This is a genomic window from Streptosporangium sp. NBC_01639, assembly GCF_045209755.1.
Lineage (GTDB): Bacteria > Actinomycetota > Actinomycetes > Streptosporangiales > Streptosporangiaceae > Streptosporangium.
Map to the genome: position 1 here is coordinate 8,872,027 of NZ_CP109272.1, position 20,035 is coordinate 8,892,061.

Below are 20,035 nucleotides of genomic sequence, written 5' to 3' on the forward strand. Positions count from 1 at the left end.
ATATCCTCGTGCCACGAGCTTATCGGAGGGAGCCCCTGTGCGGCGACAACGGCTGGATCTCGAAGCGCTCGAAGCGGTGCTCCTGGACATGGACGGCACCCTTGTCGACTCCGACGCGTCGGTCGAGCGGGCCTGGACGACCTGGGCGGGCGAGTACGGCGTGGACGTGGCGGAGGTGCTGGCCGTGGCGCATGGCAGCCCCGCGGCGCACACTGTACGGCGGCTGCTGCCCGCGCTGGACGCGCACGAGGTCGCGGAGGCGGCGCGGCGCCAGCATGCCCTGCAGTACGACGACCTGGCGGACGTCACCGCCGCGCCCGGCGCGCACGACCTGCTCGCCGAACTGGGTCGGCTCGGGCTGCCGTGGGCCGTGGTCACCAGCGCCGACCGGCGGCTGGCCGAGGAACGGCTGCACGCGGCCGGCATCGACCCGCCACTGCTGCTCACCGTCGACGATGTGCGGGCGGGCAAGCCCGACCCCGAGGGCTACTTGCGGGCAGCGGCCCGGCTGGGAGCCGACTCGGCCGCCTGCCTCGTCGTCGAGGACTCCGAACCCGGGCTCACCGCCGGACGGGCCGCCGGCATGCGCTGCGCGGCGCTGCGCGGCCTCGACGGTGACCTGCGCCTGCTCGACCTCGGGCAGCTCGCCCACCTGCTGCGACGCGCCCGGGTCCGGCCTTGGTGGCGCGACGCGGTCGGCTACCAGGTGTACCTGCCGTCGTTTCGCGACAGCACCGGCGATGGGTGGGGTGATCTGGCCGGGGTGAGCGCGCACCTGGACCACCTGGCCCGGCTGGCCGTCGACGTGGTGTGGCTGACGCCGTTCTTCCGGTCCCCGATGCGCGACCACGGCTACGACATCGCCGACTATCGCGCGGTGGACCCGTCCTTCGGCGGTGAGGCCGCCCTGGACGAGCTGCTCGACCAGGCGCGTCGCCGGGGCATGCGGGTGATCGGCGACCTGGTCGTGAACCACACCAGCGATGCCCATCCGTGGTTCGCCGCCGCGTCCTCCTCGCGGTCGGAGCCGCATCGCGACTACTACATCTGGCGCGACCCGGCCCCGGACGGCGGCCCGCCGAACAACTGGCTGTCGCACTTCGGCGGCCCGGCCTGGACGTTCAGCCCGGCCACCGGCCAGTACTACCTGCACCTGTTCCGGCCCGAGCAGCCCGACCTCAACTGGCGCAACCCCGCGCTCGCCGCCGAGATCGACGCGGTCATCGAGCACTGGCTCGCGCGCGGTCTCGACGGCTTCCGCATCGACACCGCCGCCTACCTGATCAAGGACGCGGGCCTGCGTGACAACCCGCCGCTGCCGCCCGACCGGCTCGCGCCGACGCTCGGGACGACCCTGGACTGGCGGCGCCAGGACCACCGCTACGACATCCACCAGCCCGACGTGCACGCCGTACACGAGCAGTGGCGCGGGGTCGCCGACCGCCACAGCGCGTTTCTCGTTGGCGAGGTGTACGAATTGGACCCCGTCGCGCTGGCCCGCTTCGTGACGGGTGAGCGGCTGCATTCGTCGTTCTGGTTCGGACTGGTGGAGACCGGCTGGGACCCTGACCGCATCGACGCGATGATCATGGCCGCGGCGGCGGCGTCGCCGCGCCTGTCCTGGGTGCAGGGCAACCACGATCGTTCCAGGGCCGCCACGCGTTACGGGGGCGGCGCGCTGGGGCGGCGCAGGTCGCTGGCGCTGCACGTGCTGATGGCGCTGTTGCCCGGCACGGTCTGGCTCTACCAGGGTGAGGAGCTCGGCCTGGGCGACGGGCGGGTGCCGCCGGGGCAGGGTGCCGACCCGCTGGGCGCGGCGCAGCCCGACCAGAGCCGCGACGTCGTCCGCACGCCGATGCCGTGGCGCCCGGGCCCCGGCCTGGGGTTCACGACCGGCCGCCCATGGCTGCCCGGCGGTGGCCGGAGCCACTCCGACACCGTGGCGGGCCAGACGGGTGACCCGGCCTCGCACCTGAACGCCCTGCGCCGCCTCCTGACGGTCCGGCGCCGGCTGGCCGGGCTCCTCGCCGTGACCAACGAGGTGACCAGGCAGGAGATCGACCCATCGGTGACCGCCTACCGCCGGGGCGACCTGTGGGCCGTGGCGAACCTGCGCGACACGCCATCGGCCGAGGTGGAGCTGCCGGCGCCCACAGTGTTCGACAGCGACGACCCGGCCCTCACCCCCGGCCCCACGTCCGGCCGGGTCCGCCTCGCGCCACAGCAGGCGCTCCTGCTGGCGGCTCGATGACCGACCCCGCAAAGACCGGCCGATCGAAAGGAAGGCATGATGTCCCACCTGGTGACCCCGTTCCGCTTGAACGTCCCCGAGGCCGACCTGCGCGACCTGCGCGACCGCCTGGCCCGTACCAGGTGGCCGGAGAAGGAGACCGTGGACGACTGGTCCCAGGGCGTCCCGCTCGCCTACCTGCGGGAGCTGTGCCGCTACTGGGCCGAGGAGTACGACTGGCGGGCCACCGAGCGACGGCTGAACGCGCTGCCGCAGTTTCGCACCACCGTCGACGGGCTCGGCATCCACTTCGCGCATGTGCGCTCCCCGCACGAGGATGCGCTGCCGCTCGTCCTCACACACGGCTGGCCGGGCTCGATCGTGGAGTTCCTGAAGGTGATCGGCCCGCTGACCGACCCGCCGGCCCACGGCGGCGATGCGGCCGACGCGTTCCACGTCGTATGCCCGTCGCTACCCGGCTACGGGTTCAGCGACAAGCCGACCGGCACAGGTTGGGGTGTCGAGCGGATCGCCGCTGCGTGGACCCGGCTCATGGCCTGTCTGGGCTACGACCGGTACGGCGCCCAGGGTGGCGACTGGGGCACCAGCATCACGGCGAGCATCGGCCAGCAGGACCCCGGGCACGTGGCGGGCATCCACCTCATGCCGCCCCTCGCCGCCCCCGACCCGGCCACGATGGACGACCTCACCGACGCCGAACGGACCGCGCTGGCCGCGCTGGAGCGGGCACGGGAGTGGGAGGACGGCTACTCGCTGGAGCAGTCCACCCGGCCACAGACCATCGGCTACGGCCTCGTGGACTCCCCGGCGCTGCTGTGCGCGTGGATCATGGAGAAGTTCCGCTCCTGGACCGACTGCGACGGGCACCCGGAGAACGCCCTCGGTCGTGACGAACTGCTGGACAACCTCATGCTCTACTGGCTGCCGGGTACCGGCGCGTCGGCCGCCCGGCTGTACTGGGAGAGCTTCAAGCAGGTCCAGCGGCGCTTCGCGGGCGCGACGACCGACGTGGTGACGGTGCCGACGGGATGCTCGATCTTCCCTAAGGAGCACCCGCGCCCCTCCCGGCGGTGGGCCGCCAAGCGCTTCACCGACATCCGGCACTGGAACGAACTGGACCGGGGCGGCCACTTCGCCGCCTTCGAACAACCCGAGGCGTTCGTGGACGAGGTGCGGACGTTCTTCCGCCTGGTCCGCTGAGTCCTGGTCCAGCACGCCTCACCCACCGGGACCCCTCACGGCCCAAATGGCCACCCGGTTGATCAGCCCGGCCCGTCGCAAGTCCGCCGACGAACGCCTGCGGATGTTGCCCCAGCGAGCGGGCCTCCAAGCCTGGACCGGTTTCCTGGACGCCTACGTGCACCTGGCCGACATCTTCACCCGCATGAACGACCTGCCGAGATCGCTGGTGGCGCTGCTGATCGGCGAGGCCTGCAACGTCGGGCTGACGCCGGTGATCAAGGCCGGGGATGAGGCGCTGACCCGTGGCCGGCCCTCGCACGTAGACCAGAACTACGTGCGCGCCTACGGCCTACTGCGCATGTTCGTCCGCCAGGGCTCTCCGACGCCGCTGGGACAGGCGTTCGCCGAGTACGGCCGCATCGACAAGACGACGCACCTGCTGAGCATGCTGGACCCGATGCCTTCTACGACTGAGCAACGGCGGCCATGTTCACCACACGGACGCCTCCGTCCTGCGTCCAGAAGATGACACCGTTACCTGACGGGGCCGGACTGATGGAAAATCCGACGGATATGGCCCTGGCCTCTGGAATCCCTGGGAGGGCACGGCCGCGAACGCTCGCGCCACTATCGAATTCATAGCGCGCGCCTCTAACCGGGCTCGCGTTCAGCCTCCTGGAGTTGCTGCCACTTCGCCATCGACCGCTTGATCTCCTCGCGTACGAACGCGAAGAACCGTCGGGTCTCGTCCAGCCGCCGTCCGGCGGGAGAGTCGGAACCCAAGACCGCGATGCCCTCGCCGGCGCCTTCCTGTAGCCGGGCCAGCACCGGGTCGGACTGGCTGACGTAGTGGCTCCAGGTGTGCTCGTGGATGCGGCAGAAGTCGTGTCGGCTACCGGGTTCGCGGCCGCGTTCGACCAGTCGCACCTGCACCAGGTACTTGACCGCCCCCGAGATCGCTGACGCGCCGACGCCCAGTCGCTCGGCGAGTTCGGCGGCCGACAGCTGGCCGGAGTCGGTGACCAGCAGTGCGGCGTATACGCGCGAGGCCATTCGGGGCATGCCGGATTCGACCATGATCTGCGCGAACCGTTCCTGGTAGCCGGCAATGGCGTTCTCGTCCGCTTGTGTCACCGAAGCTCCCTATCTGCCCTTGACTGTTGAAAGTGTTCGCGAACTTCACGAAATTCATGAAATATGTCTAGTGTAGCCGTGTGGGAGACACCGAACTTGTCGGAGTGCAGCAGACCCTAAGCCCCGTCCTCAAGGCCAAAGCGCTGGACAACCGACTATCGGACCCGATTCTCGGTGACGGGTACGCCGAGCAGGCGATGCGCCGCCTCGACCCCGGCTACGACAAGCGCAGATTCGGCACCAGCCAGATGGGTCTCGCCGCCGTGGTGCGCGCCAAGGCCCACGACGACTGGGCGCGAAGCTTCCTCGCCGATCGCCCTGACGCGGTGGTGCTGCACCTGGGCTGCGGTCTCGACGCCCGGGTGTACCGGATCGACCCGCCCGCCACCGTCGACTGGTATGACCTGGACTATCGATCCGTCACCGACCTGCGGCGGCAATTCCTGCCGCCACGTGAGCACTACACCCTGATCGACTCCAGTGTCACCGACCTGACCTGGCTGGAACGCATTCCCCGCGGCCGGCCGGTGCTGATGATCGCCGAGGGATTGGTGCCCTATCTGACCGAGACTGACGTCCGGCGGCTGCTGATCAGCGTCGTCGATGCCTTTCCCACCGGACAGATACAGTTCGACACGGTGTCAGTCTGGGCGTGGCGCACCTCGAAATGGCATCCCACGCTGCGCAAGTACGGCACCCAGTTCCACTGCGGCTTCAACGACCCGGCAGCGCCGGCCGATTGGCACCCGCGGCTCGAATACGTCGATGAGGCGCCGATGTCCGACTCGCCGGTGCTGATGGCCAAGGCGCCCGCGAACGTACGCCGCATGTACCGCGTCATGAATCTACTGCCGGGCATGAAGCGGTCCACCCGCATCGTGCGGTTCCGCTTCTGACACCGCCGATGGCCGTTACTGTGGCCGTTCGCCGCGTTGACGTGTTGGTGGAACCAGCGCATCCCCAGTACCGCCTGCCGTCCGGGATACTCGAACCGGTGTACTCGTCAGCCGACCGCCAAGACCTGCGAGCAGGGCAATTCAGGGTTGCGTCCACGGAGGTGGTGTACGAGTTTTCGCCGGTGACAGGCGTGGCATCGTGAAATGAGGACGGCCGTCGCGTGATCCTTCAGGTTGCGAAACCAAGATCGAAGGCGAAGAGAGCGATGGCCGTGAACCGGCTTTCAGCCGGCCCCGCGACGTCGGTAGAGGTTGGCGCCGGGCCTGGTCGGCTGCTACGTCGGCGGCGCCGGGCGGGTCGTGCTCGGCAGTCGGAGCGGGCGGAACCGGCCGCCGTCCTGTGGTCCGCCGTGTGGCAGGATCGGCCTGCGATCCTGAACGTACGACACCGGCGAAGCGCGTATTGCGGTCACGTCTCCTTGTCTCGGGGCCCATCCGCTCGATCAGCGCCAGCGGTGTGCGGGCCGGGCAGATGGTCGCTTTCGTGCGGTGGCGCCGCCCGGCGGCGGCTCAGCATCGCTGCGATGGGGATGGCTGCGGCCAGTCCGCTCAGCAGTACGGCGGCGAGCGCCCCGAGGATGGCCGGCTGGTTGCCGAAGGCGATGCCGGCCGCTGCGAGCGCCGGCCCGGCGTTGCGCACGGCCGCTACCCCGCCCATGGTGGTGCGGCGCGTTCGGGGTCCGGTGGCCAGGGCGGTGCCCAGGGCGAAGGTGAGGCCGGAGAAGACGAAGCCCGCGAGCAGGCTGCCCGAGCCGATCAGGGTGATGACGTCGCGCCAGTTGCCCAGGAGCATGCCCGCCAGCACGATGAGGAACGTCACATTCGATGTCGTGGCGGCTGCCGGATGCCAGGACAGCGCGGTGGGCGGCGCGTAGTGGCGCACGATCAAGCCCACGGCGAAGGGGACGAGTTGCAGGACCGCGACGGTCAGGATCAGCGTGGGGACGTCGAGTACGACTCCGCCGCCCGCGTTCGCCGCTTGCAAGAGGAGGTTCGCGGTTGGGCCGAAGGTGATGCTGCCGACGGCGGCGAGCAGGACCTGCATGGCGGCGCCCGCGGCGACGTCGCCGTTCTGCACCATGCCGAGTTTCGCCCCGAACGGTCCTCCGGGTGAGGAGGCGATCAGGAGCAGCGCGATGAAGGACGCCGTGGGCAGGCCGAACAGGGCGGCGATGCCCCAGCCGAGGAGGGGGACGGCGGCCAGGTTGGCCAGGAGCACCAGCACCAGCAGCCAGAGGTGTCCGAACACGGCGCGCAGGGCCGGCAGCGTCGCTCCCAGGCCGGCGGCGAACATGGTGGCCGCTACGAAGATGACGGTGACGGCGTTGAACAGCAGCTGCAAGACGTCCATGAGGCTCCCCTGATCGTCGTGCCGGAGCGCGTGGTGGGCGCGTGGGGCTCAGTCGGTGAGGTCGCCGAGCCAGCGCAGCGCGGTCAGCCCGGGCATGAAGCAGTATTCGCCGCCGCGTGTGACGACGAAGCGCGGCAGCGCGTGCAGGCGCCGCCGTACGGGACGCCGCGGGATGGTGTAGTCGCCGGAGCCGTCGTGGGAGCCGGTGACGGGGTCTTTGGCGTCGCCGGAGCCGAAGAAGACGCCGTCGTTCATCCATTCGGACTGGACGAACTCGAACTGCCGCCCGAGATGCGCGCCGATGAAGGCGAACATCAGCCCGCGGTCGACCCCGTCGTCTTCGAAGACGCCGTCGGGCAGCGGCGGGCCGTAGACGGTGCCGCGCCTGATCATCCGGTGCAGCCGGGGTACGCCCGCCACCGCCGCGTCCCGGGGGTTGGCCCGGCGGATGTGGCTGCCGCCGGGAGTGATGAGTCCTGCCGGGTCGTCCTGCTGGTAGAGGAAGCTGTTGCGGTACGGGTCGGTGTCGAGGCCGGGATCGTCGCATGCCGGGCTGAGGGCCAAGGGGGCGCCGCTGCGCCAGCGGCCCATGATCTTCGCGGCCAGCAGTTCCTCATCCTGCGGATCGGTGGCGTTGTCCCTCAGGTAGCGCCGGAAGACGCCGACGCGCTGGTGGAGTTTGCGGAAGGCCGCGTAGCTGCCGTTGCGTCCCAGCACCTCGGGTTGGAGACGCTGGAGGCCGCCGAGCTCGTCGGGGTAGCCGAGCACGAATTCGCCGGCCTTGAGCGGCTCTTCCAGCGTGTTGGATCCGGGGATGCCGCTGCCTGCGATGGCGGGGTGGCTGATGCCGTCGCGGTAGCCGAAGGGCTCGGTCTCGGTGGGCAGCGCGTGGCAGTTCTGCCGCCAGATCGCCGTCACGCCGCTGAGGGCGTCATAGGCGGGGCGGGCACGATCGACGGCGGCCTGCAGTCGCGCGTTGTCGGGGGCGAGCGCGACCAGCACCACGTGGACGTCGGACGTGCCCATCGGAGCCTCCCAGTGTTCGGGATTGCTCTGGCCGGTGTCGCCCAGCGCGTGGGCGCGTGCGGCCATGCCTTGCCGGAATTCCCAGGCGAAGGTGTCCAGCGATTGCTGAGCGACGCCGAGCGCTTTGAGGCCGTGGTAGGTGAGGGCGATGCTGACCCAGGTCTCGCCCAGCGGGCTCACCGTGTCGGCGGCCGAGGTCACCACGGCGCTCGCGCGCCGCATCAGTTCCCGCCCCTGGCGGCGGTCGTCGATGCGGAACAGGATGTAGGTCGCCGCGTACGGCGTCGGCCGGGCGCTGAGCACACCGCGCTGGATGTCGTCGAGTTCGAGTCTGGCCTGAGCCGGTTCGCTCATGGGGACCCGCCTTCCTGTAGGGCTATGTCGCCGAGACGATGTTGTTCCAGAAGGTGCGCAGGCTCTCGTCGACGCCGAACAGCGAGCTGAAGATCGTGGTGTCGGCGAAGATCACGTCACCGGCCCGGTCGCCGCTCGGCGGCATCCACAGGAAGGTGTTGAACTCACTGTTCCCGGCCTCGGTGAACGGGTGCGGCGGCCTGGAGGTGTCGATCGGCTGCCTGCCCAGCACCTGGATGACGTCCGGGTCGTCGGTGATCACGGCGTAGTGCGGCAGGTGCATGTGGAAGTTGAAGTGGGACACCCCTCGGAGCCACCCCTTGACATCCAGGTCTTCGGCGATGGACAGGGGCGCGCTCTTGTTGCCCGCCGTCACCGCGGGGCGCAGCCCGTAGCGGTTCTCCACGGGCACGCCCAAGCCCTCCATCAGCGATCGGGTGTAGCGCCCGAAGCGTTGCTGGCGGGGTACCAGTGCGTCGCCGTGATGGTGATACTCCACCTCACGCACCGCCATGTCGTCGGACGCGCCGACGTCGTGATGCGGCCCGAGAGCAAGGCAGGTTCCTTCGCGGGTGAGCCAGTCGCGCAACGCCTCGATCTCCGCGGCCGCGGCGTCCTGCCCGGTGATCATGTGATCCAGGCCCCACACGAACAGGGTGTCGGTGTCGGCCAGCACCCGCTCGTCCAGCGGTGTGTGGAAACCTGCCTGGTCGACGCGCTGGTACACGGGCACGGGATATCCGGTGGCCTCTTCGACGAACTGCTGGAAGGGCAGCCAGCCCCAGAAGAACAACTCCAGCCCGCCCGCGATGCCTTGCTGGAAGCGCAGCGGATCGGACCATTGCGGGTCCTCGTAGGCCGGCCACTGCACGCGCCGCACTTCGGTCATGGTGGAGAACCGGTTGTCCAGCTCGGCCACGTCGCGTCCCGCCTCGGCGGGAAAGGACCACGCCACGTAGATGCTCAACCGGCGCCGGCCGGGACGGTACGGGCGGGAAACGTGGTTCTGGTTGTAGGTGCGCGCGGTTCGGGGCTCGTTCATCGTCTCTCCATACGGCGCCGGCGGATGTCGGTGCGGTTGCGGCTGACGGATGTCACTGCAGTTGGTCGAGCATCTCCGACAGGGCGTTCTTGATCCGCAGCGCCTTTTTGATCTCATCGGCGGTGACGTACGGGTACTCGCCGTACTCGATGAAACTCGGGCAATGGTGCTCCCGGACGAATCTGACGAACGCCTCCGGGTTGGTCTTCCAGTCCTCGGGAAAGCCCTCAAGGTTCTCGAAAGCGGTGTTCACGCCCGCCCGGGTGAACAACGCGATGGCGTCCTCGGTGTACTTGTCGAAGTCGGTGTCGAAGATCCCCTGGTACATGAAGCGCGTGTCGTCGTCGAAGAGCACCCAGCGCAGATAGTGCAGCTTCAGCGGCGCGAGCAGGTGCGGATCTTCCTGCAGTGCCTGGGCGAGCGCGTGGCCGTAGTCACGGATCGCATCGGCTCGCCCGGGTTTGACCTTCGCGATGATGGTGAACCCGTAGCAGGCCGGGGTCTTCGGGTAGACGGGCCCGTACTTGCCCTGCTCCAGCTGTCCGGTCTCCTTCGGGATGACGACCGCCTGTGGCGTGATCTCCATTCCGACCTCCCCTGCGTCGTACGTGTCCAGGGGGGAGACTGGAGTGACCTGACCAGCGCAATTGTCTCATGGTGGGACGTCAGGCGGCACTCGGGTGCCATGGCCACGACAGGGTTGCGTCCCTTACCTGCGCCGGTGGGGATGATCTGACACTTCCGCCGCACCAGGCTTCAAAGAGAACCGCCGTAAGCAACGCACTGGCCGCATCCGGCCATTCCCCGTGCGCGTCCCGGGCCACCCTCCGCCTCCGGGTGTGAGTAGTTGCGGTACAGAAAGTGTCGTTGAGATTGATCATGGTCGGCTAGCACACGGGATGCGACTGCCGCTGGGGTTCGCGGAAAGGTCGCCGGGCGGCTGTTGGGGCTGGCTACGGTCCGCCTCGTGCCGGTGGAGTTTCCGACTGATGAGCAGGCCGAGGCGTACGGGACGTTCTCCCAGGTGCCCACGCGCCCGGAGCTGGAGCGGTTCTTCTTCCTCGATGACGACGATCGTGACCTGATCGCGCTGCGGCGTACGGACGCGCACCGGCTGGGCATGGCGGTGCAGATCTGCTTGCCCGCGCTCTCGCGTCGCCGGGTCAAGGAGTGCGTCCATCAGGGGTGCGAAGGGAGCGCGGTGTCACCGCGTCCTGTTCCGTGAGGTGGCTGTCCATGGTGGTGTTCAGGTCGGCCATGAACGCTTCGACCTGTTCCAGGAACTGGGGCGGGTAGTGCGACATCGCGGCGTCGAGGCGGTGGGCGAGCGGGCCGAAGAACTCGTCCGCCCGTTCCTGGATGTGTGCTCCGCTGCGGAGCGTGACGATGCGCCGGTCGGAGTGCTCGCGGGCCCGCGTGATGTGCCCCGCCGCTTCGAGACGGTTCAGGAGCGCGGTGGTGGCGCCGGTGGAGAGGGAGATCCGCTCGCTCAGCCGCGCCGGTGACAGGAGGGTGCCGCGCTCCTCGGCGGTGGCGATCTCCAGGACCGCGGTCGCATCCGTGGAGTGCAGGCCCAGCCAGGCGGCGAAGCGCCGGCTGAGCTCGGCGTAGTGGCCGCCGTAGATCCTCAGCGACTCCATCAGCCGTTCACGCTGCTCAGCGACACCGTCGCGCACTGCTTCCTCCATGCCTGCGCCCTTCGCTCCTGTCACGCGGTCCGCACGGTCATCCCGCTTTGACAACCTACCGCCACCACTTTACCTTCATGATGGAATTACTTCACCGTGGAGGCATCTGACGTGCGCAACCTGTCCCCCACCCCTGACGAGGCGACCGAGCCCTACCGGTGGCGGTGGCTGATCCTGGCGGTGATGATCCTCGCGGAGATCATGGATCTCCTGGACGCCTCGATCGTCAACGTCGCCGGACCGGACCTGGAGAGATCCCTCGGTGCCGGTTCCGTCGGACTGCAATGGGTGATCGGCGGCTACGCCCTCACCCTGGGCGCCGGGCTCGTGCTCGGCGGCCGGCTCGGCGACCGCTACGGCCGGCGCCGGATGTTCCTGATCGGACTTGCGGCCTTCACCGTGACCTCCCTGCTGTGCGCGGTCGCGCCGAACATCGAGTCGCTGATCGCCTTCCGCCTGCTGCAGGGCACCGCCGGAGCGATGCTGCTGCCCCAGGGCCTGGGCCTGCTGCGGGAGAACTTCTCCGGCCCCGAGCTCACCAAGGTCTTCGCGATCTTCGGACCCGTCCTGGGCCTGGGCGGCATCATCGGCCCGGTCCTGGGGGGCTTCCTCATCGAGGGCGACTTCTTCGGCCTGGGCTGGCGGTCGGTGTTCCTGATCAACCTGCCCGTCGGAATCGCGGCACTGATCGTCGCCGCGAAGTTCGTGCCCAAGAAGGCGGGCGACCGCACGATACGGGTCGACATGACCGGCGCCGCCCTGGTCGTGGTGTCCTGTGCCCTGCTGGTGCTGCCGCTGAACCAGGGGCAGGAGGAGGGCTGGCCGCTATGGACGTGGCTGTCCATGGCCGCCTCGGTGATCGGGTTCGCCTTCTTCGCCCTTCAGCAGCGCCGCACGGCCGCCGCGGGCCGCGAGCCGCTGGTGACCCCGGGCCTGCTGCGCAAGCCGGCCTTCACCGTCGGCCTCGGCGGCATCGCCCTGTTCTTCGGCGGACTGATCGGCACCCAGCTCGTGCTGACCCTGTTCCTCCAGATCGGCCAGCACTTCACCGCCGGTGACGCGGGACTGGGCAACCTGCCCCTCGCGGTGGGAACCGCGATAGGCGGCGCCATCAGCGGCGCGTTCCTCGCCGACAGGATCGGCCGCAAGGTGCTCCAGATCGGACCGCTGGTCCAGCTGGCCGGCGCGGCCGTGCTGTGGTTCGAGCTCGACGGCCTCGACGCCGCCTCGTTCTCGATCTGGGACATCGCTCCCGGCGTGGCGGTGGCGGGCATCGGCGCCGGCATGGTGATCGCCGCCCTGTTCAGCTTCATCCTGGCCGCGGTCGACGACGACGAGATCGGATCCGCCTCCGGTGTCCTGTCGGCGGTCCAGGCGGTCGGCGGCTCCATCGGCGTCGCGGTCTTCGGCTCGGTGTTCTTCGCCCAGGCCAAGACCGGTGACTTCACCGGCGGCTTCCACCGCGCGCTGATCGTCCAGGCATGTCTGCTGGTGGTCTTCTTCGCGATCACCTTCCTGCTGCCCAAGAAGGGCCGCCCCGAAGAAGAGCAGCACGGCATCACCCCCGACACGGCTGCCGACGGCTCCGGCACCAAGCAGCACCTCACTGTCTGAGACCCGGCCAGGGCTCGATCGCCGACCTGGAGATCCTGCGCGCCGACCTGTCCCGCATCCTCTACGAGGAGACCCACACACCGAGTACCTGTTCGGGGATGAGATCACACGGCTGTCCGACACGGGGAAGAGGATGGACGTCACCATGCCCTCATGGTCCCGGGGACGCATCGCCGTCGTCGGCGACGCCGCATACTGCGCCGCACCCCTCCGCGGCATGGGCACCAGCCTCGCCCTCACAGGCGCCTACGTCCTGGCCGGCGAACTCGCCCACCACGCGCATCACGCCACCTGGCGGTGGCTATACGAGAACAGGGCCGAGGCGATGCCGCGTGAGATCGACAAGCTGACCGCGATCCGTACGATCGGGGCTACCCGAGAACCTGCTCGCGGACGTGGCGCCGAAGGTGCTGGCGGGCGCGGGCTGCGGTCGAGGCGCCGTCGCATCTGCGGCGCCGTGCGCGCAGTTCGCAGGCGTCCGCGGTGACGTTGCTGGCCGCGCTGTTGGTGGAGCGGGAGGTCACCGATGCGCCGGCGGACCTGCTGATCGCCACGGCGCACCGGATACCTCTCATTGTGCGAGTCCTTCATGTGTGGGTGTGCCCTTCACAATGCTCGCGGCGACATCTGTCACGTGGGTGTGGTGTGGCCCCGCCGCCCCGATGGGCGGAGGGGCCGGGACCTGCTGGGAACCGATCTATCCGTGCACCGGGTAGTTGGCGCGGAACACGTTGTGCGGGTCACGGGCCCGCTTGATCTCCCGCAGCCGCGCGAACGCGCTGCCGGAGAAGGACTTCGCCGCCGTGTCACCGGGGGACAGCACGGTGTACGGCTTGCGGCCGCTGATGTAGGCCTCCAGGTCGGCTACGACCTCGGCCTGCTTGGCACGCGTCGCATCGGCTGTGTGCGGCAGGCCGAGACCCACCAGGCCGAGCAGGTACGGCTCAGCCACCGCGCCGCTCGCACCGGCCCCGCAGCCCGGTTCGGCGAGCGCCCCGCCCAGGTGCCTGATCTGCACGTTGATGAGCGGTTCGATCGGCTTGGCCAGCAGGAGCTCCACCGCATCCGCGTCCAGGCCGGTGAGCAACTCCGCACGAGCGATGGATGGGGCCGGATCGGTGGGCTCAGCGGCGATGCCCCCCAGGTCGGCAACCGGGATGACGCCGCGGCTGTCGGAGATCGCGCCCTCGATCTTGTCGATGCGCGCCAGCAGGTCCTCCCCCTGAGCCGCCTCACCCAGGTAGGCCAGATCCAGCGTGACCATCGGCGACGCGCCGGGTGGCTGGAGCCGGTTGATCCAGACACTGAGTTCACGTGGCGCCTCGGCGGTGATCTCCAGGAACGCGTCGTACACCTCCCTGATCCGGTGCTCCGGCCAGATCACGCGCCCGCCGTACAGGACTGGCGCGGGATACAGCTCGAGTTCGAGGGCGGTCACCACCGCGAAGTCCCCGCCACCGCCGCGCAGCGCCCAGAACAGCTCGGGATCGGACTCGGCGGTCACCCGGCCCGGCTCGCCATCGGCGTCCACGATGTCGATGGCCCGCACGCTGTCGGAGGCGAAGCCGTACTTGCGGCTGAACCAGCCGACCCCACCGCCCAGGGTGTAGCCGGTCACGCTGACCCCCGGCGCGCTGCCGGACAGGCCCGTCAGACCCAGCGGACCGGCCGCCGCCAGCACCTGCCCCCACTTCACGCCCGCACCCACCCGGACCACGCGCTCCTCGGCGCGTACCTCCACCTCGTTCAGCAGGCCGGTACGCAACAGGATCAGGCCTTCCACATCACCCGAGGCGCCATGCCCGCTCGGCTGCGCGGTCACCGTCATACCCGCCCGGCGCGTGTAACGCACGAGCGCCGCCACGTCATCGGCATCCGCGGCCTCCGCCACGGCCGCCACCGGCTGCTTGACGGTCAGATTCCACGCGGTGGCCGCCTGTTCAAAGCCGTCGTCATCGGGCAGGAGCACACGCCCCTTGAGGACACCGCGCAAATCGTTGATCGTCATTGTCGTCTCCCTTTTTCGAGTTCTCAGAAAATGCGAAGGAATACCGTGCACCCCTTCGAGGCGTGCAGACGTCAGGCGGGCTGCGCGGCGGGTGCTGGGGCGGTGGCCTTGCGGGCGTTGCCGGTCTCGCGGAGGATCAGCAACCCCGTGACCGCGATCAGCGCCGCGGTCAGGCCGTGGATGCCGAACGCGGCGGCCATGGAGCCGTGGTGGGCCAGGACGTTGACCATGTCGCCGAACGGGGCGACGGCCACCATCAGCAGGACCCAGCCCAGGGCGCGGCGGTGGCCCGTCATCAGCAGGATGCCCATGGCCAGGCCCATCGCGATCTCGCGGCTGCCCTTCACGATAGGGAAGCCGCTGTCGCCAGAGGGCCAGTTCGGCAGCCCCGGGAAGGACGCCTCAAAGGGCAGGAGGAAGGACAACCCGAGGTAGAGGGTGAACAGGACGACGGCGGTGGCCAGGACGGTGTTGAGCTTCTTCAGCGACATGGTCGTTCTCCTTGTATGTACGGACGGGCAGGGTTCAGCCGCGGACACGGCGGATGTGGCGGGCGTAGCGGGGGCGGCCGATGACGTGCCAGATGACGCGGACCGGGGTGGCGAGGCCGCTGAGGACGATGGCGCGCTCGGCCGGGTTCGCGTCTTCCAGGACGGCGCCGAAGAGCGTGAGCAGGGTGAGCTTGGGAGTGTTGTTCACCAGGTGGTCGCCCAGGGAGGCCCACTCCTGTTGGGTGATGTGCTTGGCCGCGAGCGGGAGGAGGGTGGCCTCCTCGTCGTCGAGGTGTTCCAGCAGGACCGCGCGGTGCTCGGAGAGGGCGGCCACGAGGGTGTCGCGTTCGTCGGCGCCCGCGGTGGCCTCCCAGGCGGGGACCGTGGCGTCCAGCCTGGTCAGGGTGGCCGCGATGCGTTCGTGCTGGGCCTGCATGCGCAGGACGATGTCGGCCTCTAGATCCACCCGGGAAAGCAGCGGCGGCCACAGCAGCTCGTCCTCGCCCTTGTGATGGTTGTGCAAGCCCAGTCGGTAGACGCGGAAGTGGTCGGCGATCACCTTGGCGCGAGCGGTGTCACCCGGGGCGACGGCCGCGACGAGCTCCACCAGCAGCCGTGACTCACGGCGGAGCACGCGGTGGACGATCTCCATATCCTGGATGTTGACGCTCATCTGTTCCCGCCCTTCATCGGTTGCGACGTGTTCAGGCTGCTCCCGGGTATTTGGAGGGGGCTTGGAGCCGATTTGGAGCCGATTTGGAACGTCCACATACGATGTGCGGATCATGGTCTTCATCCGGGTGCTGGGCGCGTTCGCAGCGGAGGTAGACGGTACGGCCGTTCACCTCGGCGGGCCACGGCAGCGGGGTGTGCTGGCGTTGCTGGTGGCGGCGCGTGGGCAGGTCGTGCCGGTCGACCGGATGATCGAGGATCTGTGGCGCGGGGAGCCGCCCGCGCGGGCGCTGATGTCCCTGCAGGCGTATGTGTCCAACCTGCGTCGGTTGCTGGAGCCCGGACGTCCGCCACGCACGCCGGCCCGGCTGCTGGTGAGCGCGGCGCCGGGTTACGCGCTGCGGCTGCCACCGGAGGCGGTGGACGCGTGGCGGTTCGAGGGCCTGCTGGGCCAAGCGCGTACGGACACCGACCTACGCGCCGCGCAGGCTCGGCTCGCCGAGGCGCTGGGGCTGTGGCAGGGACCGGCGTTCGCCGAGGTCGCCGACGAGCCGTGGGCCGCCGCCGAGACGGCCCGGCTGAACGAGCTACGCTTGGTCGCCACCGAACTGCACGTCGCGGCGGGTCTGCGCATCGGCTTCCCCGCCGCGGTGGTTCCCGAGGCCGAGCGGCTCACCCGCGACGAGCCCCTCCGCGAGGAAGGCTGGCGGCTGCACGCCTTGGCACTGTGGAGCAGCGGCCGCCAAGCCGACGCGCTGGCGACGCTCCGCCGCGCCCGCGGCATCCTCGCCGAGGAGCTCGGGCTCGACCCCGGCCCGGACCTGACGGCGTTGGAGGAGGCGATCCTCACCCAGCGCACGGACGTCATGCGCGCGACCGTGCCCCCGCCCCCGCCGACCACCCCGCTGCCGCAGGCGGCCCCTCTCCCGGGGGCGGCTCCGATCGTCGAGGCGCCGTTCGTCGGACGCGAGGTACAGCTGTCGGCACTGGTCACGGCCGCCGCCGAGGCCGCCACCGACGGCACCCGCATCGCCCTTGTCACCGGCGAGGCCGGGCTCGGCAAGTCGACGCTGCTGGAACACCTCGGCAGGCGGCTCGAACGTGACGGGTGGCTGGTCGCCGTCGGCCGCTGCCCCGAGGTCGACAGCGCGCCGCCCGCGTGGGCCTGGACTGAGGCGCTGAGAGCCGTCGCCGCGTCCACGTCCCCGGGCGAGTTCGCGGCCGACCTCGCGCCGCTGCTCACCGACACCGGACCGGTGAACGCCGACGCCACCGCTGGACGGTTCCGCCTGCGCCAAGTCGTGTGGAAGTGGCTCGCGGCGGTCGCCACGGAACGCCCGGTCGCCGTCGTGCTGGACGACCTGCACTGGGCGGACGCCGCCACGCTGGAACTGCTCGGCGGCGGCCTCGGCATGCGGGCCCCGATCCTGGTAGTCGCCGCGTACCGCGCGGACGAGAGCGGGCACCTCACCGAAACGCTGGCCTCCCTCGCGCGCGCCACGCCCCTCCGCCTAGCGCTGCCGGGGCTGAACGACGAGGCCGTCGCGGAGCTCGTACGGGCCGAATGCGAGGCCGACGAGGAGACCATCGCAGGGATCGCCGAGCGCACTGGCGGCAACCCGTTCTACGTGCGCGAAAGCGCCCGGCTGCTGAACGGCGAAGGTGCGCTGGTCGCCCTCTCCGAGGTCCCCGAAGGCGTACGGGACGTCCTGCGCCGACGGCTCGCGCGCCTGCCCGAGGGAGGCGTGTCCGTCCTCCGGCTGGCCGCGGTCGCAGGCCGGGAAAGCTCAGTGGACGTCCTCGTCAAAGCCGCTGACACCGACGAGGACGGGGTGATGGACGCGCTGGACGCGGGCGTCATCGCCGGGCTCCTCGACGAGCCCGGCCCAGGCCTCATCCGCTTCGTCCACGCCCTCGTCAGGGACACGCTCATCGCCGACGTCAGCAGATTGCGCGCTACCCGGATGCACGCCCGGATCGCCGCCGCTTTTGAAGGAACCGGCGACATCGCGGCGCTGGCCCATCACTACGCGCGCGCCGGCTCACCGAAGGCTGTCGGCTACTGCGTCCAGGCCGCCGAGCTTGCCGAGGCCCGCTACGCCCACGACGTGGCGGCCGACCTCCTCACCGATGCCGTCACCAACTCGACCGGACCGGACGAACGCGTCGAATTGCTCGGCAGGCTGCTGCGCGCGCAGATCCGGGCGGGGGCCGTCGCAGCCGCCCGCAAGACACGCCGTGAAGCCGTGGAGTACGCAGAGACCCTGGGCCGCGACGACCTGATGATCGCCGCATTCACCGCGTGGACAGAGCCGACCGCCTGGCAGGCCCGTACGTACGGCACGGTGGACCGGCCCATCGTCGACCGCCTGAGCCGCCTGCTGAAGCGTGACCTGACCCCTTCGGTGCGGTCCCGGCTCCTGACGGCGTACGCGCACGAACTGGTCGGCGAGGACGACCCGACGGTTGTAGAGGCAGCGCAGGAGGCACTCGACCTCGCCACCGAACCCCGGTTGCGGGCTGCGGCACTCGAGATCCTGGCCGAAGTCCACGGCGACGCCGAGCTCTGCCAGGAGCTCGTGGAGATCGGCATCGAGCACGACCTGCCGGTCTACCGCGTCACCGGGCTGCTCAACCATGCCGGCGTCGCCGCCGCCGCCAATGACCCGGTGACCATGCACCAGGTGATCACCGAGGCCCTGGACCTCGCGCGTACCTACCGAATGCGCGAGGCGATCGCCGTCACCGAGATCACGCTGGCGAGCCTGGCGCTCATCGAAGGCCGATTCGCCGACGCCGAGCTCCTCTACATCAAGGCCGACGAGGGCATGCGGCGCATCGGATCGGTGCACACGGGCTTTCTCCAACTCGCCCTGGCTACGATCTGGCTGAACGAGGGCACGCTCGGTGCGCACCTGGACGACGTTCGCGCCCTCCACGCCGTGCTTGGCCCCATGGTCTCCGACCTGCTCGCGCTCGCCCTCCACGCCAACGGCCTGGACGCCGAAGCTCGTGAGGTCCGCGCGTCACCCAGCCCGATCCGCTCCGATTTCTTCTTCACCTTCCTCACAACGTTGCGCGCGATGGCCATCGTCGCCTTGAACGACCGCGATGCCGCCGAGGAGATCTACGCGACGCTGCTTCCGCATCGCAACGGCCCCCCGCCGGGCGCCGCGAGCCTGTCGTTGGCGCTGCGCCCGGTCGCCCACATCCTCGGTGAACTGGCCGTCTTCCTCGGCCGCACCGACGAGGCCGCCGCCCACTTCACCCAGGCCGCCACCATCGCCGACCACTGGAACGCACCCCACTGGGCCGCCGAGGCCCGGTTACGAACGACCACCTAGTCTCTGCCCGCGGCGCCGCACATCTGTGACACAGAACTTGCATTATCTGTCACGCCGGCTGCTATCGGGCCGACTTCGCCGGTGCCTCCCCGCGGATGTGCCTGACGCTGCTGGCGACGTTGCGCTGGGTGCGCAAGACCGAGATGGTCGACGGCTTGGTGGAACTTCTCGTTCAGCTCGTGCACAAGATCAGCATGCGGGCGGAGTGGATCAGCGTGCCGCCCCTGGCGGGGTTCGGCGAGGATGAGGCCTGGCCGCATCTGGTGGCGGTGCTGTCGAACAAGACCATCGACCGGGAACCGGTCGCCCGTCACTACGATCAGATGGTCAAGCATGCGACCGCGCTGCGGCTCCGCACCGCCGAGTCGCACCAGATGCTGCGCCGCTTCACCCGCGGCGGTCCCAAGCACCCCACCTACCAGGCGATCGAGGAGCTCGGCCGACCGGCGGGGCTTGTCGGCCCTGTTCTGGACCCACCTGAACTTGTACGGCCGCTTCGAGCTCGACATGAACCCCCACCTGGAGCTGGACAGCACCAACGTCAGCCCGCAGGAGTGAGCGGCACGGCGCTCTTCGCCGTTCCTGGCCGTCCTGCACGAGAGGCGGCGGTCGTGCCGACCTGCTCGGTGGTGGCTCACCATGGGCACGCCCATCTCACCTGCCTGGGCCGTTGCACGATCGCCGGTACGGGTCAAAAGGGCTGGTCGCAACCCCAATTGGCACAGCTGAGACGGGCTGTCTCGGCTCCGACTGTCTCTGCTGGGAGGGAGACTGGACCAGCTACATAAGCAGACTCGACAGTATGGTTTTCTGAACATAATCGTATAATGACGGTGTGAGCGACGGGAAGCCGTCGCGACGTGTGGCCGACGTGGCCAAGGTCACCGTGTCGAGCCACGGTGAATCCGCACATGACAACGAC

Annotated in this window: 18 protein-coding genes and 2 pseudogenes; 10 read left to right on the forward strand and 10 right to left on the reverse strand. The window is 69.7% G+C overall.

Annotated elements, in window-relative coordinates:
• The first annotated feature begins 37 nt into the window (after window positions 1-37).
• From OHA77_RS40370 to OHA77_RS40385, 4 genes and pseudogenes are all read left to right on the forward strand, one after another.
• The gene (locus OHA77_RS40370) at window positions 38-2,251 is read left to right on the forward strand and encodes an HAD-IA family hydrolase (RefSeq protein ID WP_406314729.1); all 2,214 of its coding nucleotides are present in this window, start codon (window positions 38-40) and stop codon (window positions 2,249-2,251) included.
• A 39-nt stretch (window positions 2,252-2,290) separates the two neighbouring features.
• A complete protein-coding gene (locus OHA77_RS40375) occupies window positions 2,291-3,451 on the forward strand; it encodes an epoxide hydrolase family protein (RefSeq protein WP_406314731.1) in 1,161 nt (386 codons plus the stop codon).
• Window positions 3,452-3,575: 124 nt separating this feature from the next.
• A pseudogene (locus OHA77_RS40380) lies at window positions 3,576-3,776 on the forward strand (Tn3 family transposase); the annotation flags it as partial.
• 15 nt (window positions 3,777-3,791) lie between these two features.
• Window positions 3,792-3,962 (forward strand): hypothetical protein, encoded by a 171-nt coding sequence (locus OHA77_RS40385; protein ID WP_406319959.1) that lies wholly within the window; start codon window positions 3,792-3,794, stop codon window positions 3,960-3,962.
• A 122-nt stretch (window positions 3,963-4,084) separates the two neighbouring features.
• Here OHA77_RS40385 and OHA77_RS40390 read toward each other — a convergent pair whose 3' ends face one another.
• A complete protein-coding gene (locus tag OHA77_RS40390) occupies window positions 4,085-4,567 on the reverse strand; it encodes a MarR family transcriptional regulator (RefSeq protein WP_326822895.1) in 483 nt (160 codons plus the stop codon).
• 80 nt (window positions 4,568-4,647) lie between these two features.
• On the opposite strand from OHA77_RS40390, the gene OHA77_RS40395 reads away from it, so the two are divergent.
• Window positions 4,648-5,463 carry a class I SAM-dependent methyltransferase gene (locus OHA77_RS40395; RefSeq protein ID WP_406314735.1) on the forward strand — a complete coding sequence of 272 codons (816 nt, stop codon included), beginning with the start codon at window positions 4,648-4,650 and terminating at the stop codon, window positions 5,461-5,463.
• Window positions 5,464-5,932: 469 nt separating this feature from the next.
• Here the strand turns inward: OHA77_RS40395 and OHA77_RS40400 are convergent, their stop codons facing one another.
• Genes OHA77_RS40400 through OHA77_RS40415 form a run of 4 tightly spaced genes read right to left on the reverse strand, consistent with a single transcriptional unit; the run spans window position 5,933 to window position 9,882 of the window.
• Complete coding sequence (locus tag OHA77_RS40400; protein ID WP_406314738.1) at window positions 5,933-6,874, reverse strand: bile acid:sodium symporter family protein; 942 nt, start codon at window positions 6,872-6,874, stop codon at window positions 5,933-5,935.
• Window positions 6,875-6,922: 48 nt separating this feature from the next.
• Window positions 6,923-8,254 (reverse strand): Dyp-type peroxidase, encoded by a 1,332-nt coding sequence (locus OHA77_RS40405; protein ID WP_406314741.1) that lies wholly within the window; start codon window positions 8,252-8,254, stop codon window positions 6,923-6,925.
• A gap of 22 nt (window positions 8,255-8,276) precedes the next feature.
• Window positions 8,277-9,296, reverse strand: a complete 1,020-nt coding sequence (locus tag OHA77_RS40410) for a hypothetical protein (RefSeq protein ID WP_406314744.1) — start codon at window positions 9,294-9,296, stop codon at window positions 8,277-8,279.
• 52 nt (window positions 9,297-9,348) lie between these two features.
• Window positions 9,349-9,882, reverse strand: coding sequence for a hypothetical protein (locus OHA77_RS40415; RefSeq protein WP_326822900.1), 534 nt, complete (start codon window positions 9,880-9,882; stop codon window positions 9,349-9,351).
• A gap of 381 nt (window positions 9,883-10,263) precedes the next feature.
• On the opposite strand from OHA77_RS40415, the gene OHA77_RS40420 reads away from it, so the two are divergent.
• Window positions 10,264-10,521 (forward strand): DUF4158 domain-containing protein, encoded by a 258-nt coding sequence (locus tag OHA77_RS40420; protein WP_406314747.1) that lies wholly within the window; start codon window positions 10,264-10,266, stop codon window positions 10,519-10,521.
• Here the strand turns inward: OHA77_RS40420 and OHA77_RS40425 are convergent.
• The gene (locus OHA77_RS40425) at window positions 10,460-10,984 is read right to left on the reverse strand and encodes a MarR family winged helix-turn-helix transcriptional regulator (protein ID WP_406314749.1); all 525 of its coding nucleotides are present in this window, start codon (window positions 10,982-10,984) and stop codon (window positions 10,460-10,462) included. The genes OHA77_RS40420 and OHA77_RS40425 overlap by 62 nt on opposite strands.
• Before the next feature lie 96 nt (window positions 10,985-11,080).
• On the opposite strand from OHA77_RS40425, the gene OHA77_RS40430 reads away from it, so the two are divergent.
• Both OHA77_RS40430 and OHA77_RS40435 read left to right on the forward strand, forming a co-directional pair.
• Window positions 11,081-12,598: an MFS transporter gene (locus tag OHA77_RS40430; RefSeq protein WP_406314752.1), complete on the forward strand. Its 1,518-nt coding sequence runs from the start codon at window positions 11,081-11,083 to the stop codon at window positions 12,596-12,598.
• 145 nt (window positions 12,599-12,743) lie between these two features.
• A pseudogene (locus OHA77_RS40435) lies at window positions 12,744-12,842 on the forward strand (hypothetical protein); the annotation flags it as partial.
• A gap of 127 nt (window positions 12,843-12,969) precedes the next feature.
• Here OHA77_RS40435 and OHA77_RS40440 read toward each other — a convergent pair.
• The 4 genes from OHA77_RS40440 to OHA77_RS40455 all read right to left on the reverse strand — a co-directional run bounded on the left by OHA77_RS40440 (window position 12,970) and on the right by OHA77_RS40455 (window position 15,770).
• Window positions 12,970-13,173: a hypothetical protein gene (locus OHA77_RS40440; protein ID WP_406319980.1), complete on the reverse strand. Its 204-nt coding sequence runs from the start codon at window positions 13,171-13,173 to the stop codon at window positions 12,970-12,972.
• Window positions 13,174-13,295: 122 nt separating this feature from the next.
• Window positions 13,296-14,606: an FAD-binding oxidoreductase gene (locus tag OHA77_RS40445; RefSeq protein ID WP_406314755.1), complete on the reverse strand. Its 1,311-nt coding sequence runs from the start codon at window positions 14,604-14,606 to the stop codon at window positions 13,296-13,298.
• Window positions 14,607-14,677: 71 nt separating this feature from the next.
• Entirely contained in the window at window positions 14,678-15,097 is a 420-nt protein-coding gene (locus OHA77_RS40450; protein ID WP_406314758.1) for a DUF4267 domain-containing protein, read from the reverse strand.
• A gap of 34 nt (window positions 15,098-15,131) precedes the next feature.
• Window positions 15,132-15,770, reverse strand: coding sequence for a hemerythrin domain-containing protein (locus tag OHA77_RS40455; RefSeq protein WP_406314760.1), 639 nt, complete (start codon window positions 15,768-15,770; stop codon window positions 15,132-15,134).
• A gap of 112 nt (window positions 15,771-15,882) precedes the next feature.
• On the opposite strand from OHA77_RS40455, the gene OHA77_RS40460 reads away from it, so the two are divergent.
• A complete protein-coding gene (locus OHA77_RS40460) occupies window positions 15,883-19,113 on the forward strand; it encodes a BTAD domain-containing putative transcriptional regulator (RefSeq protein ID WP_406314762.1) in 3,231 nt (1,076 codons plus the stop codon).
• A gap of 95 nt (window positions 19,114-19,208) precedes the next feature.
• Window positions 19,209-19,901, forward strand: coding sequence for a Tn3 family transposase (locus OHA77_RS40465; RefSeq protein ID WP_406314765.1), 693 nt, complete (start codon window positions 19,209-19,211; stop codon window positions 19,899-19,901).
• Window positions 19,902-20,035 lie beyond the last annotated feature (134 nt).